Annotated in this window: 15 protein-coding genes; 12 read left to right on the forward strand and 3 right to left on the reverse strand. The window is 64.8% G+C overall.

All coding sequences use genetic code 11. The features are described 5' to 3' along the window. Window positions 1-101: 101 nt before the first annotated feature. Window positions 102-1,070, forward strand: coding sequence for an alpha/beta hydrolase (locus tag M0D65_RS27575; protein WP_266255399.1), 969 nt, complete (start codon window positions 102-104; stop codon window positions 1,068-1,070). 36 nt (window positions 1,071-1,106) lie between these two features. Here M0D65_RS27575 and M0D65_RS27580 read toward each other — a convergent pair whose 3' ends face one another. Then, window positions 1,107-1,919 (reverse strand): NRDE family protein, encoded by an 813-nt coding sequence (locus tag M0D65_RS27580; RefSeq protein WP_266255400.1) that lies wholly within the window; start codon window positions 1,917-1,919, stop codon window positions 1,107-1,109. Window positions 1,920-1,967: 48 nt separating this feature from the next. Beyond that, window positions 1,968-3,023 carry a folate-binding protein YgfZ gene (locus M0D65_RS27585; protein ID WP_266255401.1) on the reverse strand — a complete coding sequence of 352 codons (1,056 nt, stop codon included), beginning with the start codon at window positions 3,021-3,023 and terminating at the stop codon, window positions 1,968-1,970. 78 nt (window positions 3,024-3,101) lie between these two features. On the opposite strand from M0D65_RS27585, the gene mltG reads away from it, so the two are divergent. The 11 genes from mltG to M0D65_RS27640 all read left to right on the forward strand — a co-directional run bounded on the left by mltG (window position 3,102) and on the right by M0D65_RS27640 (window position 14,003). Then, entirely contained in the window at window positions 3,102-4,118 is a 1,017-nt protein-coding gene (gene mltG, locus M0D65_RS27590; RefSeq protein WP_266255402.1) for an endolytic transglycosylase MltG, read from the forward strand. After that, window positions 4,118-4,738 (forward strand): dTMP kinase, encoded by a 621-nt coding sequence (tmk, locus tag M0D65_RS27595; protein ID WP_266255403.1) that lies wholly within the window; start codon window positions 4,118-4,120, stop codon window positions 4,736-4,738. Before mltG ends, tmk begins: the two co-directional genes overlap by 1 nt. A gap of 93 nt (window positions 4,739-4,831) precedes the next feature. Then, on the forward strand, window positions 4,832-5,881 hold the full coding sequence (locus tag M0D65_RS27600) for a DNA polymerase III subunit delta' (RefSeq protein ID WP_266255404.1): 1,050 nt from the start codon (window positions 4,832-4,834) through the stop codon (window positions 5,879-5,881). Window positions 5,882-5,924: 43 nt separating this feature from the next. Further along, entirely contained in the window at window positions 5,925-6,431 is a 507-nt protein-coding gene (locus M0D65_RS27605; protein ID WP_266255405.1) for a GNAT family N-acetyltransferase, read from the forward strand. Between the two features lie 58 nt (window positions 6,432-6,489). Continuing rightward, on the forward strand, window positions 6,490-7,272 hold the full coding sequence (locus M0D65_RS27610; protein ID WP_266255407.1) for a TatD family hydrolase: 783 nt from the start codon (window positions 6,490-6,492) through the stop codon (window positions 7,270-7,272). A gap of 51 nt (window positions 7,273-7,323) precedes the next feature. After that, a complete protein-coding gene (locus M0D65_RS27615) occupies window positions 7,324-8,085 on the forward strand; it encodes an ankyrin repeat domain-containing protein (protein ID WP_266255408.1) in 762 nt (253 codons plus the stop codon). Window positions 8,086-8,176: 91 nt separating this feature from the next. Then, window positions 8,177-8,533 (forward strand): Rap1a/Tai family immunity protein, encoded by a 357-nt coding sequence (locus M0D65_RS27620; RefSeq protein WP_091016687.1) that lies wholly within the window; start codon window positions 8,177-8,179, stop codon window positions 8,531-8,533. A gap of 77 nt (window positions 8,534-8,610) precedes the next feature. Next, window positions 8,611-9,879 carry a mechanosensitive ion channel family protein gene (locus tag M0D65_RS27625; RefSeq protein ID WP_266255409.1) on the forward strand — a complete coding sequence of 423 codons (1,269 nt, stop codon included), beginning with the start codon at window positions 8,611-8,613 and terminating at the stop codon, window positions 9,877-9,879. A gap of 155 nt (window positions 9,880-10,034) precedes the next feature. After that, window positions 10,035-11,429: an alpha,alpha-trehalose-phosphate synthase (UDP-forming) gene (otsA, locus tag M0D65_RS27630; RefSeq protein ID WP_266255410.1), complete on the forward strand. Its 1,395-nt coding sequence runs from the start codon at window positions 10,035-10,037 to the stop codon at window positions 11,427-11,429. Between the two features lie 52 nt (window positions 11,430-11,481). Beyond that, window positions 11,482-12,648, forward strand: coding sequence for an AAA family ATPase (locus M0D65_RS27635; protein ID WP_266255411.1), 1,167 nt, complete (start codon window positions 11,482-11,484; stop codon window positions 12,646-12,648). 287 nt (window positions 12,649-12,935) lie between these two features. Continuing rightward, window positions 12,936-14,003: a glycosyltransferase family 4 protein gene (locus M0D65_RS27640; RefSeq protein ID WP_091016696.1), complete on the forward strand. Its 1,068-nt coding sequence runs from the start codon at window positions 12,936-12,938 to the stop codon at window positions 14,001-14,003. A gap of 137 nt (window positions 14,004-14,140) precedes the next feature. Here the strand turns inward: M0D65_RS27640 and M0D65_RS27645 are convergent, their stop codons facing one another. Beyond that, a complete protein-coding gene (locus tag M0D65_RS27645; protein ID WP_266255412.1) occupies window positions 14,141-14,728 on the reverse strand; it encodes a YSC84-related protein in 588 nt (195 codons plus the stop codon). Window positions 14,729-15,105: the final 377 nt, after the last annotated feature.

Here is a 15,105-nt window from a genome sequence, read left to right on the forward strand (position 1 = left end):
GGAGCGCGCCGCGCAGGCACTACCTGCGTGCTGCCTGCGCGCCGTGGCATCATACGGCGCTCATTCCACTGCGCGGCGCGAGCGCGCCGTTTCACCACCCCATGCCGCTGAATCCGAAGATCGCCCAGGTGCTCGAACTGATCGAGCGTGCCGGGCGCCCGCCGTACCATACGTTGTCCGCGCAGCAGGCGCGCGCATCGTATGAGAAGAGCGCACCGATTCTCGAGATCGCGAGCGCGCCGATGTATGCGGTCGAAGACTGCATCGTGCCGACGCGCGACGGTGCGTCGATCCGCGCACGGCTCTATCAACCGGTCGAACCGGGCTGGGCGGACCCTATCCCCGCGCTCGTCTATTTTCATGGCGGCGGCTTCACGGTCGGCAGCGTCGACACGCACGATGCGCTGTGCCGCATGTTCGCGCGCGATGCGCAATGTGCGGTGCTGTCGGTCGATTACCGGCTCGCGCCCGAGCACAGGTTTCCGGTAGCCGTGAACGATGCATTCGATGCGCTCGCATGGCTGCACGCCAACGCCGCCTCGTACGGCATCGACGCCGCGCGGCTTGCGGTGGGCGGCGACAGCGCGGGCGGGACGCTCGCCACAGTGTGCGCGGTGCTGGCCCGCGATGCCGGCATCGCACTCGCGTTGCAACTGCTCGTCTACCCGGGTACGGGCGCCCATCAACAGACCGCCTCGCATGCGCGGCTGGCCGACGGCTTCCTGTTGTCGGGCAAGACGATCCAGTGGTTCTTCGAGCAGTACGTACGCGACCCGAGCGATCGCGACGACTGGCGTTTCGCGCCGCTCGACGGCACGCGCGGGGCGCCAGGGTTCGGCGGTGTCGCGCCGGCCTGGATTGCGGTGGCGCAATACGATCCGCTTTGCGACGAAGGCGTGGCCTATGCGGAGAAACTGCGCGCGGCGGGCAACGAAGTCACGCTCGAATGCTACGCCGGGATGATCCACGAGTTCTTCAAGATGGGCGGCTTCGTGCCGGACGTCGCGCGTGCGCATGCGGATGCGACAGGCGCGCTACGGCGCGCGTTTGGAACGTTCGGCAGCGACTGAGCCCACGCAGCGGGCCATCTGGCGCGAACCTCTGCGCTAGCGTTCGACGTTAAACGCGAAGCTACGCTCGAAGTCACCCGGTCGCACGATGCGGTGCGAACCGTCGTCATCGCTGCGCTCGGCCGCGGTCACGCTGATCTGCTCGCGTCGAGCGACGACACGCAGCGCGGTCGTACCACGCGTTCCATATTCGGTCCCCTCGATAAAAGCCGCCGACAACGCACGTTCCCGTTCGAGCGACAGACCGGTAGCGGGCAATTCGTCATCGCGTGCGAGGCGCGGATCGCGCATCAGATCGATCAACTGTTCGAGCGGTGTTGCAGGATCTTTTGCTAGCAATGCCCCGAGTTCCGCGCGCTTGCGCACGAGCTTCGGCCAGGCGGTATCGAGCACCGCATTCGAGATGCCGTGCGTGCCGGCTACGAGTAAGGCCGGTGCGGCATCCGCGCGGTTGCAGTACCACGCGAGTTCGCGCCGGGTCCAGTCGCCGACCAGCAGATTGAAGCCGTTATACAGACTGCCGGACTGCGCGACCTGCTGCAGATAATCGAGCGGTGTTTCGGCCGCGTCGCTCAGAAAACGACTGACGAGCGCTCCGCGGGTCGGCGCATCGGGCCGCATCTCGTGCGGCGCGCGGTAGTTGGTGAGGGCGGCGAAGCGGCCGTCGCGGGTCATGCCGAGCCAGGTACCGCCGCCAGCGAGATCGCGTCCCGCGAGTAACCCCGGCGCATCGCTCCACCATTGCATCGGTTCGGCCGGGCGGCGGAAGAATTCGTCGCGGTTTGCCGCGAGCGTGAAGAGCGCGCCGTCGGTTGCGTCGGGACGCCAGTCGAACACAATCAGGCACATCGGTCGAAGTCTCCGGGAGCAGCGGGCCGACCGCCCGCGATCAACGCGTCAGACTTCCGTCGGCCACGCGTACGGCAGCGGCAGGAAGCGCAGCGCGGGGCCGTCAGCGGCACCGAGATGCACCGAGCCGCCTTCGAGCGCCACGAGCTTGATCTCGGCCAGCACGTCGACGCCGCCCGCCGGCGCGGACGCCACGTTGACGACCATCCCGCATGGCTGGCCCGGATCGGCGGAATGGAACAGCTCCGTGCCCGCCGCCACAGATGACGTTTCGCCCGCCACATTCGCGAGCGCGGTACGCCGCTTGATCGTGCCGCGATACTGGCTGCGCGCGACGATCTCCTGGCCCGGATAGCAGCCCTTGCGGAAATTCACGCCGCCGAGCACGTCGAAATTGACCATCTGCGGCACGAACTGCTCGGTGACCGGCCCGGTGATGCGCGGCTCGCCGGCGCGGATATCGAGCCAGTCCCACACGGCCGGCGACACGCGCACGAGCTTGCTGTCGAGCGCCGGCAGTTGCGCTTCGACTTCGGCCCGCGGCCCGATCCACAGATAGCGCAGCCGCCCTTCGGCATCGGGCACGCGGATCAGCGAGCCGACCGGCCCGTCGACTTTCACATGCACGCCGTCGGGAATCACATCGAAGATGCCGCCGAGCGCCGCACGCACGTCGCCGGCCAGACCGACTGCGAGCAGGTCGGCGCTGGCATCGCTGAGCTTCGCCTTGGCGCGCAGCACGAACATCGAGAGCCGTTTCTGCACCGCGGCCTGGACATCCTTCGATACCAGCAGGCGGATCGCCTCACTGTCGCGCCACACGAGAAACGACGCGAGCAGTCGACCCTTGGGCGAGCAGTAGCCGGCGAGGCGCGCGTTGGCGGCATCGAGATGCTGGGTATCGCTCGTGAGCTGGCCGTGCAGGAACGTCGCCGCATCGTCGCCGGCCACGGAGATCACGCCGAACTGCGTGAGCGGCATATACGCGCCGCTCTTGAGCACGGCCTCGAATTGCGCGCCACCGGGGCGCGGCAGCACCGGCAGCACGGCGGCGGCAACGGGCGGCACAGAATGGGCGGGAGCGGGTGCGAGCGGGGCGGTCATGGATGGGTGGCGCAGTCAGTTGTGACTTTAGCTGGGGCAAGCAAGTATTATATGGGGTCCTCCCCAGCCACGTTTTGCATGTCCCTCCTGAAAAAATGTCTCGTTGCCGGCACGGCGCTCGTCGTGCTGGCCGCTGCCGCAGCAGCCGGCGGATATTACTGGTCCCAGACCCCACTCGTACTGACCCCTCAGCAGCTCGACGTGACGATCAAGCCGCACAGCAGCCTGCGCAGCGTGACGCTGCAATTGCGGCGCGGCGGCGTGCCGGTCGCGACCGAACCGTTCGTGTGGATGACACGCCTGCTCGGTCTGCAGAGCCAGCTCAAGTCGGGCAACTACGAGTTCAAGAGCGGCGTGACGCCGTATGACGTGCTGCAGAAGCTGGCTCGTGGCGACGTCAACGAGTATGTGGCGACGATCATCGAGGGCTGGACGTTTCGCCACATGCGCTCCGAAATCGACGCGAATCCGGCGCTGAAGCACGACACGGCGGGCATGACCGACGCCGATCTGCTGAAGGCGATCGGCGCGCAGGAAGCGCCGACCGGGAATGCGGAAGGGCTGTTCTTCCCGGACACGTATCTGTTCGACAAGAACACGAGCGACCTCGACGTGTACCGCCGCGCGTACCGGCTGATGCAGGTGCGTCTCGACGAGGCGTGGGCTGCCCGTGCGCCGGGGCTGCCGTACAAGAGCGCCTATGATGCGCTGACGATGGCATCGATCGTCGAAAAGGAAACCGGCAAGGCGTCCGACCGTGCGCTCGTTGCCGCGGTGTTCGCGAACCGTCTGCGGCTCGGCATGCCGCTGCAGACCGATCCCACTGTGATCTACGGGCTCGGCGACAGCTACGCGGGGCGTCTGCACAAGCGCGATCTGCAGACCGACACTCCTTACAATACGTACACCCGTGCCGGCTTGCCGCCGACACCGATCTCGCTGCCGGGGGTAGCGTCGCTTCAGGCGGCGCTGAACCCGGCGCAGACCAACGCGCTTTACTTCGTCTCCCGCGGCGACGGCAGCGGCTTAAGCATTTTTTCTGACACGCTCGGCGATCACAACAAGGCCGTCGACAAGTACATCCGAGGTCAATGATGGCGCGGGGCAAATTCATCACGTTCGAAGGCATCGATGGGGCGGGCAAGACGACGCACCTTGCCTGGTTCCGCGAGCGGCTCGATGCGAAGGTTGCGCCCACCGGGCGCGAAGTCGTCATGACACGCGAGCCGGGCGGCACGAAGCTCGGCGAATCGCTGCGCGAAATCCTGTTGCACCGGACCATGGATCTCGAAACCGAAGCGCTGCTGATGTTCGCGGCACGCCGCGAGCATCTGGCGCAGGTGATCGAGCCGGCGCTCGCGCGCGGCGACTGGGTGCTGTCCGACCGTTTCACCGATGCGACGTTCGCCTACCAGGGCGGCGGCCGCGGTTTGCCGCGCGACAAGCTCGAAGCGCTCGAGCGCTGGGTGCAGGGCGGTTTCCAGCCCGATCTGACGGTGCTGTTCGACGTACCGCCGGGAACCGCGAGCGAGCGTCGCAGCGCGGCGCGCGAGCCGGACCGGTTCGAGAGCGAGTCGGATGCGTTCTTCACGCGGACGCGGGCAGAATACCTGCGCCGTGCCGAAGAGGCGCCATACCGGTTTGCCATCGTCGATTCGACGCAGAGCATCCTGCAAATTCAGAGTCAACTTGAGAAATTGGTCGCAACGCTATGATTTTTAACTGATATAAGTTGTTGTCATGGATGTTGAAATAACTCAGCCAATACATCACATCCACCTCGTAACCTATTGAATCAAAAGAGAACGATGATTTATCCGTGGCAAGCCGACGACTGGAACCGAATGCAACAGCTGCGCGCGCACTGGCCGCATGCGTTGCTTCTCTATGGGCAGACGGGGATCGGCAAGCTGCGTTTTGCGCAACATCTCGCGCAGGGCATGCTCTGCGAAGCGCCGCTTGCCAACGGCGAGCCGTGTGGCGCGTGCGCGGCGTGCAACTGGTTTGTGCAGGGCAATCACCCCGATTACCGGATCGTGCTGCCGGAGGCGCTGGCGGCCGAATCGGGTTTTGTCACCAGTGCTGACGACAAAGCCGATCAGGCCAGCAAGGCCGACAAAGGCGACGATGACGGCAAGAAGAGCCGCGCGCCAAGCAAGGAAATCAAGATCGAACAGGTGCGGGCGCTGCTCGACTTTTGCGGCGTCGGCTCACATCGCGGCGGGGCCCGCGTGGTCGTGCTGTATCCCGCCGAAGCGCTCAATGTCGCGGCAGCCAACGCATTGCTGAAGACGCTCGAAGAACCGCCGTCGGGTGTCGTGTTCCTGATGGTGTCGGCGCGCATCGACCGGTTGCTGCCGACCATCATCAGCCGTTGCCGGCAATGGCCGCTCGCCACGCCCGCCGCCGATGTCGCCACCAGGTGGCTCGCCGCGCAAGGTGTCGACGACGCGCCCGCGCTGCTCGCGCAGGCAGGCGGCGCACCGCTGGCCGCGCTGGCGCTCGCCGCCGACGAAAACCGCGCGTTGCGCGACTGGACGCTCAAGCAACTGGCAAGCGGCGCCGCATGCGATGCGTTCGCGGTCGGCGAGGCGCTGCAAAAGCTGCCGGTGCCGCTCGTGCTCGGCTGGTTGCAGAGGTGGCTATACGACCTGCTGGCGCAGCGCACGGCCGGCACGCCGCGCTATTTCCCGGAGGCCGCGGCGGCGCTGGAGCGCTGTGCGGCGCAGGTCGATGCGAGCACGTTCGCGCGCTTTATCCGCACCGTGACGCGGCAGCGCGCGGTCGAGAACCATCCGCTCAATGCGCGTCTCGTGTTCGAGGAACTGTTCCTGGGTTATCGCGCGTTGTTTGCCTGACTCTCGTCCACCGTTTGCCTAACCCCGCTAGCCGATTTCCTCCATGACCACGAATCTTCCCTACCGCGATGCCACGCTCGACGATCTGCCCGCCATCGTCGCCATCTACAACTCGACGGTGCCGTCGCGAAACGTGACCGCCGATCTCGAACCGGTCAGTGTCGAGAGCCGGCTCGCGTGGTTTCGCGAGCACGGCCCGGACAAGCGGCCGCTGTGGGTCGTCGAGGACGGCGGGCAGATCATCGCGTGGCTCAGTTTTTCGAACTTCTACGGGCGCCCGGCCTATTCGCGCAGCGCCGAAGTCAGCATCTATCTGCACGAAGACGCGCGCGGCAAGGGGCTCGGCAAACAGTTGCTGGCGGCTTCGCTGGCAGCCGCGCCTGGGCTCGGCATCGACACGGTGCTCGGTTTCATTTTCGGCCACAATGAACCGAGCCTGCGACTCTTCCGCGGCTTCGGCTTCGACGTGTGGGGTACGTTGCCGCGCGTCGCGGTGCTGGATGGCGTGGAGCGCGACCTGGTGATCCTCGGGCACCGGGTTGTTGCCTGAACGTCAATTCAACGCCGCCTAGGCAAGCACTTTTCCCGATTCATTGCAGGACACCCCCATGTTTGTCGACTCGCATTGCCACATCAATTTCGAAGGTCTCGCCGAGCGCCTGCCGCAGGTGCTCGAGAACATGCGCATGCATTCGGTCACGCACGCGCTGTGCGTGTCGGTCGACCTCGAAACGCTGCCGTCCGTGCTCGAGATTGCGCGCACCTATGACAACGTCTATGCGTCGGTCGGCGTGCATCCGGATCACGAGGATGCGCAGGAGCCCGACGTGGCCGGGCTCGTCGAGCTGGCCGGGCACCCGAAGGTCGTCGCGATCGGCGAGACCGGGCTCGACTACTACCGGCTAGAAGGCCGCACGATTGCCGACATGGAATGGCAGCGCGAGCGTTTCCGCACCCATATCCGCGCCGCGCATGCCACCGGCAAACCGCTGATCGTCCACACACGCGCCTCCGCCGACGACACGCTGAGCATCATGGCCGAGGAACGCGCCGACGTGCCGGGCGGCGTGATGCATTGCTTCACCGAAGCATGGCCGGTCGCCGAACGGGCGCTCGCGCAGAATTTCCACATTTCGCTGTCGGGCATCGTCACTTTCAAGAGCGCGACCGAGGTTCAGGACGTCGCGCGCCGCGTGCCGCTCGAGCGTCTGCTGATCGAAACCGACTCGCCGTACCTGGCTCCTGTGCCGTATCGCGGCAAGCCGAATGAACCTGCGTACGTCAGCCATGTCGGACGCTTCATCGCGCAACAGCGTGAGATGCCGGAAATCGCACTCGCCGCGGCGACCACAGCGAACTTCTTCCGGCTCTTCAAGATCCCGGCGCGGTGATCTTGATATTCAATATTATCAACAGGATAGGGAAGATACCTAAACTAGAATATGAGAAATAACTCCAGTCAGATCGTCATTCGTTCAGCCTCCGTCGCTCCTTTCATCCGCCTGTCCGCGTTCAAACGCGGGGCAGCCCGGCTCGCGCTGGCCGGCGGGCTCGCGTGGGCGGCTTGCGGTGCGTTGCCGGTGCAGGCCGCGCCCGCCGACACGATGATCAAGGCCGTCAAGTTCGATGACGTGAAGGAAGTGACGAAGCAGCTCGCCAATGGCATGGACCCGAACATGACCGACGATCAAGGCATGCCGCTGCTCGTCCTCGCTGCACGCGAGAAATCCGACAAGGTCGCTGCCGCACTGATCGCCAATCCGAAGACCAACATCGAGATCGAGGACAAGGCCGGCGAAAACGCGATGATGCTGGCGTCACTGAACGGCGACATCAACCTCGTCAACCTGCTGATTTCAAAAGACGCCGAAGTCAACAAGAAGGGCTGGGCGCCGCTGCACTACGCGGCATCGAACGGTAATGACGATATCGTGAAGCTGCTGCTCGACCACTCGGCGTACGTCGACGCCGGCTCGCCGAACGGCACTACGCCGCTGATGATGGCCGCACGCGCCAATCACGTATCGACGGTCAAGCTGCTGCTCGATAACGGCGCCGATCTGACCGTGAAGAACCAGCTCGGTCTCACCGCACTCGACTTCGCGAAGCACTACAAGGCACCCGATGTCGTCGAAGGACTGACGGCACGGCTCCAGCAAATGCAGAGCCAGCCACCGGCAGCCCCGCAAAACGGTGCAAAATAACGGTTGCGGCGCGTCCGGTCTCAGGCCGGAACGCGCCGCCGGATGCGACACGAGATCGCCCGATAACCGCTTGCTCACATAAAGGATCACCATGCTGCGGGCTTTGATTTGCGCGAGCGCGCTGGCCATACCCTTGTCGGCAGCCGCGTTTACCGCGAGCGACCTCAACAGGCTGTGCACGAAAACCGATATCGCGTCACGCAGCGCGTGCGCGGCCTACATCGAAGGCGCGGCCGACGGCGTCTTCAACACCATCGATGCGATTGGCGGCACGACCGGCCCGCGGGTCGGCCAGTACTTCTGCCTGCCCGCCGACGCGCGTTCGCAGCAACTGACGGACGCGGTGCGCCGTTACATCGCGGAAAATCCCAACGTCGCGGGCTATAACGCGAGCACTGCGATTTCACTGGGGCTCGGCAAGGCATTCCCCTGCAAGACGGGTAGCTGAGCGCGGGTGGCGCAGCGGGGTTGGGCGTCCACGCGGCGCCACCCACAACAACCCACGACCCGAGGAAAACGCGCTTCATGCTCACCACCGACGACATCACGCGCATCGCCGATGCCCCGCTGCACACCTGGCCGGGCGCGGTCGTCGTGTCCATCGTCGTTCTCGCGCTCGCATTTGCGGTCCATCGCATCGGAGCGCGGATTCTCGTGCGGATCGCCCGACCGTATCCGTTGATGAGCGTGATCCTGCGCTACATCAACCGGCCCGCACTCGTGGTGCTCGCGATCGTCGGCCTCGAATTCATCTGGTGGGAAGCGCCCGATACGCTGCCGCTCGTCGGCGTGCTGCGCAACATGGCGGGCGTCGTGCTGATCGGCGCGCTGACCTGGCTGTCGATGCGCTCGGCGGCCGCGATCGGCGAAGCGATCATCCAGGCGCACCCGCTCGACACCGCGGACAACCTCGAGGCACGCCGGATCCACACCCAGGCGCGCGTGCTGGCGCGCTCGGTGATGGTGGTGATCGTGATCGTCGGCGTGGGCGGCGCGCTAATGACGTTTCCGGGCGTGCGCCAGATCGGCGCGAGCCTGCTGGCGTCGGCGGGCGTGGCCGGTTTGATCGCCGGTATCGCGGCGCGGCCGGTACTCGGCAACCTGATCGCCGGGCTGCAGATCGCGCTCTCTCAACCGATCCGCCTCGAAGACGTCGTCGTGATCCAGGGCGAGTGGGGGCGCATTGAGGAAATCACCGGCACCTATGTGTCGGTGCGGCTGTGGGACCAGCGCCGGCTGATCGTGCCGCTGCAATGGTTCATCGAGAATCCGTTTGCGAACTGGACGCGCAACAGCGCGCAGATCATCGGCACGGTCTTTCTGTATGTCGATTACCGGATGCCGCTCGCACCATTGCGCGAGGAACTCGGGCGTCTCGTCGAGGGCGCGCTCGAGTGGGACGGACGTGTACAGGTGCTGCAGGTCACCGACGCAACCGAACGTTCGATGCAACTGCGCGTGCTTGTCAGCTCCGCGGATTCGGGGCTCAGCTGGGATTTGCGTTGCCGCGTGCGCGAAGGGTTGCTCGCGTTCGTGCAGACGCACTATCCGCAGTATCTGCCGCATTCGCGTGCGGAGGTGTCGGCGGAACTCGGAGCCGCGGAGGGTGCGCTCGACTGGTTGCCCGGTCATGCGCGGGCACCTGCTTCAAGTACCGCCGCGCGCACCGAAGCCGATCCGGTGGCGAATCGGGGTGGAACTCGCGGCGGAACTCGCGACCCGCGCGCCGCATCGGCTGCGAGCCGGCCGCCGGACGAAATCGCAAACGATCCAGCGGCGAGCCGGTCGAACTGAGCATGGCCGCTGCTGGTGCTCTCCATCGTCGCTGAAGCGGCGATTGCAGTAGCGCTGATTGCAGTAGCGGCGCCGCCGGCGATATGCGCCGCTCACCCGTCACCGAATGCGTACGCCGTGTGTGCGCATCGACCGAACCACGGAGGAAACACCACATGGGCCGACTGATCGTCGTATCGAACCGCGTCGCCACACCGACCGAAACGAAGGGCTCGGCGGGTGGCCTTGCCGTCGGCGTGTTCGGCGCGTTGAAGGACGCCGGCGGGGTCTGGTTCGGCTGGAGCGGCGACGTCGTCAGCGAAACGGTCGCGCATGCGGGTCCCACTATCGTGCACGAAGGACGCGTGACGTTCGCGACCGTCGGTCTCACGCGCAAGGACTACGATCAGTACTACCGTGGGTTCTCGAACGCGACGCTGTGGCCGGTGTTCCACTACCGCAACGACCTCGCGCGCTACGAGCGCGACGAATACGCGGGCTATCGGCGCGTCAACGCATGGCTCGCGCACAAGTTGGTCAAACTGCTCGAACCGGACGACATCATCTGGGTTCACGACTACCATCTGATCCCGTTTGCCGAAGCGCTGCGCGCGGAAGGCGTGACGAATCGCATCGGCTTCTTTCTGCATATTCCGTTTCCGGCACCGCAGATCATCTTCAGCATTCCGCCGCACGAGGAACTGGTGAAGTCGCTGTGCTGCTTCGATCTGCTGGGCTTCCAGACCGCCACCGATCAACTCGCGTTCCACGACTACATCACGCGTCATGCGCGCGGCACGGTGAGCACCGATGATCGCGTGGAAGCGTTCGGCCGCCATTTGCGCACCGGCGTCTATCGCATCGGCGTGTTTCCCGATGAGATCGCCGAGCAGGCGCAGCGTTACGAGAGCCGTCAGCATGTACTGGATCTGAAGCAGAGCCTCGAAGGGCGCAAGCTGATCATGAGCGTCGACCGGCTCGATTATTCGAAGGGACTAGTCGAGCGTTTCCGGGCCTTCGAACAGTTGCTCGAGCGCTCGCCCGAATGGCGCGGCAATGTCACGCTCGTGCAGATCGCGCCGCCGACGCGTTCGGATGTCGAAACGTATCAGCTGATTCGCCAGGAACTCGAAGGCGAGGCGGGGCGTATCAACGGGCGTTACTCGGGGCTCGACTACACGCCGATCCGTTATCTGAACCAGCGGTACGACCGCTGGAAACTGATGTCGCTGTTCCGCGAATCGCAGATCGGCTTCGTGACGCCGCTGCACGACGGCATGAACCTTGTCGCGAAGGAATATGTCGCCGCGCAGAACCCCGACGATCCCGGCGTGCTGGTGCTGTCGATCTTCGCCGGCGCGGCCGCCGAACTGACCGGCTCGCTGCTTGTGAATCCGCACGATGCGGTGGGCATGTGCGAAGCGCTGCAGCAGGCGCTGTCGATGCCGCTGAAAGAGCGTCAGCGTCGCCATCAGGTGAACATGGCGGCATTGCGCAAGAACGATCTCGGCGTGTGGCGCGATTCGTTCCTGGGCGATCTGCGCAATGTGCCGGCAGGCGAGGGACGTTGATGCGCGGCGCTACGTTCATTTTCATTCGCACACTGGCGATCATGGGCCGCGCATGCTGACCACACTCGCCATCGCCGGCTACCGCTCGCTGCGCGAGCTGATCATGCCGCTCGGCAAGCTGAACGTCGTGACGGGCCCGAACGGTAGCGGTAAATCGAGCGTCTATCGTGCATTGAGGCTGCTTGCGGTTACGGCGCGCGGCGGCGTGATTCCATCGCTCGCTCGCGAGGGCGGTCTGCAGTCCACGTTGTGGGCAGGCCCCGAGCGTTTCTCGCGCGGAATGCTGGCCGGCGTAGAGCCGGTCACGGGCGTGCGCCGCCACGAACCGGTGAGCCTGCGGCTTGGCTTTGCCGGCGACACCTTCGGCTACGCGATCGATCTCGGACTGCCTGTTCCCGCCGAGAGCTCGCAATTCTCGCTCGACCCGGTGATCAAGCGCGAGTGCATCTGGAACGGGCCGGTGCTGCGGCCGTCCGCGCTGCTGGTCGAGCGGCACGGTGCGGTGCTGCGCGCACGCGACGCCGACGGCGAATGGCAGACGGTGCCGCAGCCCGTGGCGAGCTTCGACAGCATGATGACCGAGTTCTCCGACCCGCGAAGCGCGCCCGAAATGATTGCTGTGCGCGAGCAGATCCGTTCTTGGCGGTTCTACGATCACTTTCGCACCGACGCCGAGGCCCCCGTGCGGTTGCCGCAAATCGGCACGCATACGCCGGTGCTCAGCGACGACGGCACCGATCTTGCTGCCGCACTACAGACGATCGCCGAAATCGGCGAAGCGACCGCACTCGACGCCGCGATCGAAGACGCATTTCCCGGCTCGCGCATCGAAATCGTCAATCACAGCGGCCGCTTCGAAGTGACGATGCGGCAGCATGGCCTGTTGCGTGCGCTGAGCGGCGCGGAACTGTCCGACGGGACGCTGCGCTACCTGCTGCTGGTCGCCGCGCTGCTGACGCCGCGTCCACCGCAATTACTGGTCCTGAACGAGCCGGAGACGAGCCTGCATCCGGACCTGCTGCCGGCGCTCGCGCGGTTGATCGCGCATGCGTCGACGCGTTCGCAGGTACTGGTGGTGTCGCACGCGACACGGCTGATCGCTGCACTCGAACGCGAGGCGGGTAGCCAATCGGTGATGCTCGAAAAGCAGCTCGGTTCGACGCGGATTGCCAACAGCGACGAGCTTGATATTCCCGCGTGGAAGTGGCCATCGCGCTGAGCGCCGCAGATGTTTCGCGACTGTAACAGCGCACAGGAAATGCAATACGTCGCGCGTTTGCGTGCACAATTGACAATACTCGTCAGGTACGAGGCGTAGCTGAAGGTACCTGTCCTGCAACAGGCCCGGCGTGATCGATCGGCATTGGCCACATCTGGCTGCATTGATCGGTTGCCGCGGCGCTGGCATACTCGGGCGCCGCCGCTGGTGCCTGATTGGCACATTAGCGCCTGGCGCGCACGAGGCACGCCCCGAACGGGCGGCCATCAGATTCATGGAGACACTCAATGAGAATTGCCCAGATCGCCCCGCTGACCGAATCGGTCCCTCCCAAGCTGTATGGCGGCACCGAGCGCGTCGTGTCGTACATCACCGAGGCGCTGGTCGAGCTCGGCCACGACGTAACGCTGTTCGCCAGCGGCGATTCGGTCACGAGCGCGAAGCTCGAAGCCGTTTGGCCGCGCGCGTTGCGGCTCGACCCCGGTATTCGCGATCGCGTGGCGCCGCACATGCTGTTGATGGAACTGGTGCGCCGTCAGGCCGACGAGTTCGATGTGCTGCATTTCCACATGGACTACTACTCGTTTTCGGTTTTCAAGCGGCAGGACACGCCGTTCGTGACGACATTGCATGGCCGCCTCGATCTGCCCGAGCAGCAGCCGGTGTTCGATACCTTCAACACCGCGCCGGTCATTTCGATTTCGAATGCGCAGCGCCATCCGCTGCCGCAGGCGAAATGGCTGACCACGGTCTATCACGGCCTGCCTGAGGCGCTCTACACGCCGCAGCCGGTCGAGCAGAAGTACCTCGCGTTCCTCGGCCGTATTTCGCCGGAAAAACGCGTCGATACGGCGATTCGCATCGCGGGCCGGTGCGGTATGCCGATCCGCATCGCCGCGAAGGTCGACGCGGCCGATCGCGAATATTTCGAACGCGATATCAAGCCGCTGCTCGATCTTCCGTATGTCGAATATATCGGTGAGATCGCCGACAACCAGAAGGCCGAGTTTCTGTCGGGCGCACACGCGCTGCTGTTTCCGATCGACTGGCCGGAGCCGTTCGGTCTCGTGATGATCGAAGCGATGGCGTGTGGCACACCGGTGATCGCCTTCAATCGCGGCTCGGTGCCGGAAGTGCTGGACGACGGCGTGTCGGGCTTCATCGTCGAGGACGAGATCGGCGCCGTGGCCGCCGTGAATCGCCTGCACAAGGTGCCGCGCGCAGGTGTGCGGCAGCGCTTCGAGGAACGCTTCACGTCGCACCGGATGGCGCAGCAATACGTCGAGGCGTATCAGTCGGTGATTCGCGCGCAGAAGCGTTCGCGGTTCAAGGTGATCGATACGTCGTCGAACTAGATCTGCTGGCGCACAGACAAAACGCGCATAAAAAACGGCGTTGCCTTGCGGTAACGCCGTTTTGCTTTGCAGCAGCCCCTCCGTAGAGGCAGTGCTCCGGCGACGCTGCCGCCGGAACACACTGGAACGATAGCGCGTCAGATGTTCAGACGCGTCACCTTCGTACCGGCGATCGAGATGTCGCCCATCAGCCCGGCATTGGTCATCACGAAGACTTCGACGGGAGCCGTCGCGGTCGTCGTGTCGATCGAGCCGTTCGCACCCATCTTCACGAGCGCCACGGAAGCATCGCCACCGGCTGCCCAGCCGTCCGAGTTGCGGAACCGGTCGAGCGAGTCCTGCGTCATGAACAGGAAGATGATTGCCTTCGACTGCGCACCGGCCTGCAAACCGAACGAGCCCGACGCCGTGCTGTAGTAGCCGACCGTGCTGCCGCCGACGCGCAGCGAGCCTTCGCCATACTGGCCACCGACGATCAGGCCTGCCTGAAGGACTGACGGGAACACGAGGATGCCACGCGACTTCGAGACGAGTTCGCGGGAGCCTGGTACCGTCGAATACAGCTTGGAAATCGCGCCGTCGACGCTGGCGTTGATCGAGTCGCGCTTCGACGCATTGCCCGAGGCAGTGGGCGTGCTATTGGGCGTCGTGGTGCAGCCCGCGAGCGTAAGGCCTCCGAAAGCAAGTGCAGCGGTGGTTTTCAGAATGAAGTTTCGTCTTTGCATCTTTTTTCTCCATCGTGGTTCCAGGGCAACCTGATCAGTGGTGACGGTTGGCCATTGGGTTATAACACATGAGAAGCGCAGCAATGCGCGTGCCTGACCGGCGAAAAGCCTTGTCGGACGGGCGTTTGCGGGAAAATGCGCAAATCGTGCAACGTAACTTTGACCGAATTGAGGATGCGTCGAAGCGATGCGGCAACTGGCAGTTCGCAGCGATTTCGCCTGCTATCGCCCTGATTTCGACGCCCCGTCTACGGCCTGCCCGAACGCCGCCGGTGCCGGTTTTTTTTACCGGAAGCGGGTGATTTGCACGTTCGATGAAAAGACTTTGAAAGTCTGGCGAGCTTCCCCACGCGTAGGTTTTTCGCAACGTGATCCGG

It is taken from the genome of Paraburkholderia sp. CHISQ3 (genome assembly GCF_030464945.1).
In the GTDB taxonomy this organism is placed as follows: domain Bacteria; phylum Pseudomonadota; class Gammaproteobacteria; order Burkholderiales; family Burkholderiaceae; genus Paraburkholderia; species Paraburkholderia megapolitana.

What these genes read in the sequence shown, in the direction of transcription:
- M0D65_RS27575 (WP_266255399.1), top strand. Translation starts at nt 102, where the DNA reads ATGCCGCTGAATCCGAAGATCGCCCAGGTGCTCGAACTGATCGAGCGT.
- M0D65_RS27580 (WP_266255400.1), bottom strand. Translation starts at nt 1,919, where the DNA reads ATGTGCCTGATTGTGTTCGACTGGCGTCCCGACGCAACCGACGGCGCG.
- M0D65_RS27585 (WP_266255401.1), bottom strand. Translation starts at nt 3,023, where the DNA reads ATGACCGCCCCGCTCGCACCCGCTCCCGCCCATTCTGTGCCGCCCGTT.
- mltG (WP_266255402.1), top strand. Translation starts at nt 3,102, where the DNA reads ATGTCCCTCCTGAAAAAATGTCTCGTTGCCGGCACGGCGCTCGTCGTG.
- tmk (WP_266255403.1), top strand. Translation starts at nt 4,118, where the DNA reads ATGGCGCGGGGCAAATTCATCACGTTCGAAGGCATCGATGGGGCGGGC.
- M0D65_RS27600 (WP_266255404.1), top strand. Translation starts at nt 4,832, where the DNA reads ATGATTTATCCGTGGCAAGCCGACGACTGGAACCGAATGCAACAGCTG.
- M0D65_RS27605 (WP_266255405.1), top strand. Translation starts at nt 5,925, where the DNA reads ATGACCACGAATCTTCCCTACCGCGATGCCACGCTCGACGATCTGCCC.
- M0D65_RS27610 (WP_266255407.1), top strand. Translation starts at nt 6,490, where the DNA reads ATGTTTGTCGACTCGCATTGCCACATCAATTTCGAAGGTCTCGCCGAG.
- M0D65_RS27615 (WP_266255408.1), top strand. Translation starts at nt 7,324, where the DNA reads ATGAGAAATAACTCCAGTCAGATCGTCATTCGTTCAGCCTCCGTCGCT.
- M0D65_RS27620 (WP_091016687.1), top strand. Translation starts at nt 8,177, where the DNA reads ATGCTGCGGGCTTTGATTTGCGCGAGCGCGCTGGCCATACCCTTGTCG.
- M0D65_RS27625 (WP_266255409.1), top strand. Translation starts at nt 8,611, where the DNA reads ATGCTCACCACCGACGACATCACGCGCATCGCCGATGCCCCGCTGCAC.
- otsA (WP_266255410.1), top strand. Translation starts at nt 10,035, where the DNA reads ATGGGCCGACTGATCGTCGTATCGAACCGCGTCGCCACACCGACCGAA.
- M0D65_RS27635 (WP_266255411.1), top strand. Translation starts at nt 11,482, where the DNA reads ATGCTGACCACACTCGCCATCGCCGGCTACCGCTCGCTGCGCGAGCTG.
- M0D65_RS27640 (WP_091016696.1), top strand. Translation starts at nt 12,936, where the DNA reads ATGAGAATTGCCCAGATCGCCCCGCTGACCGAATCGGTCCCTCCCAAG.
- M0D65_RS27645 (WP_266255412.1), bottom strand. Translation starts at nt 14,728, where the DNA reads ATGCAAAGACGAAACTTCATTCTGAAAACCACCGCTGCACTTGCTTTC.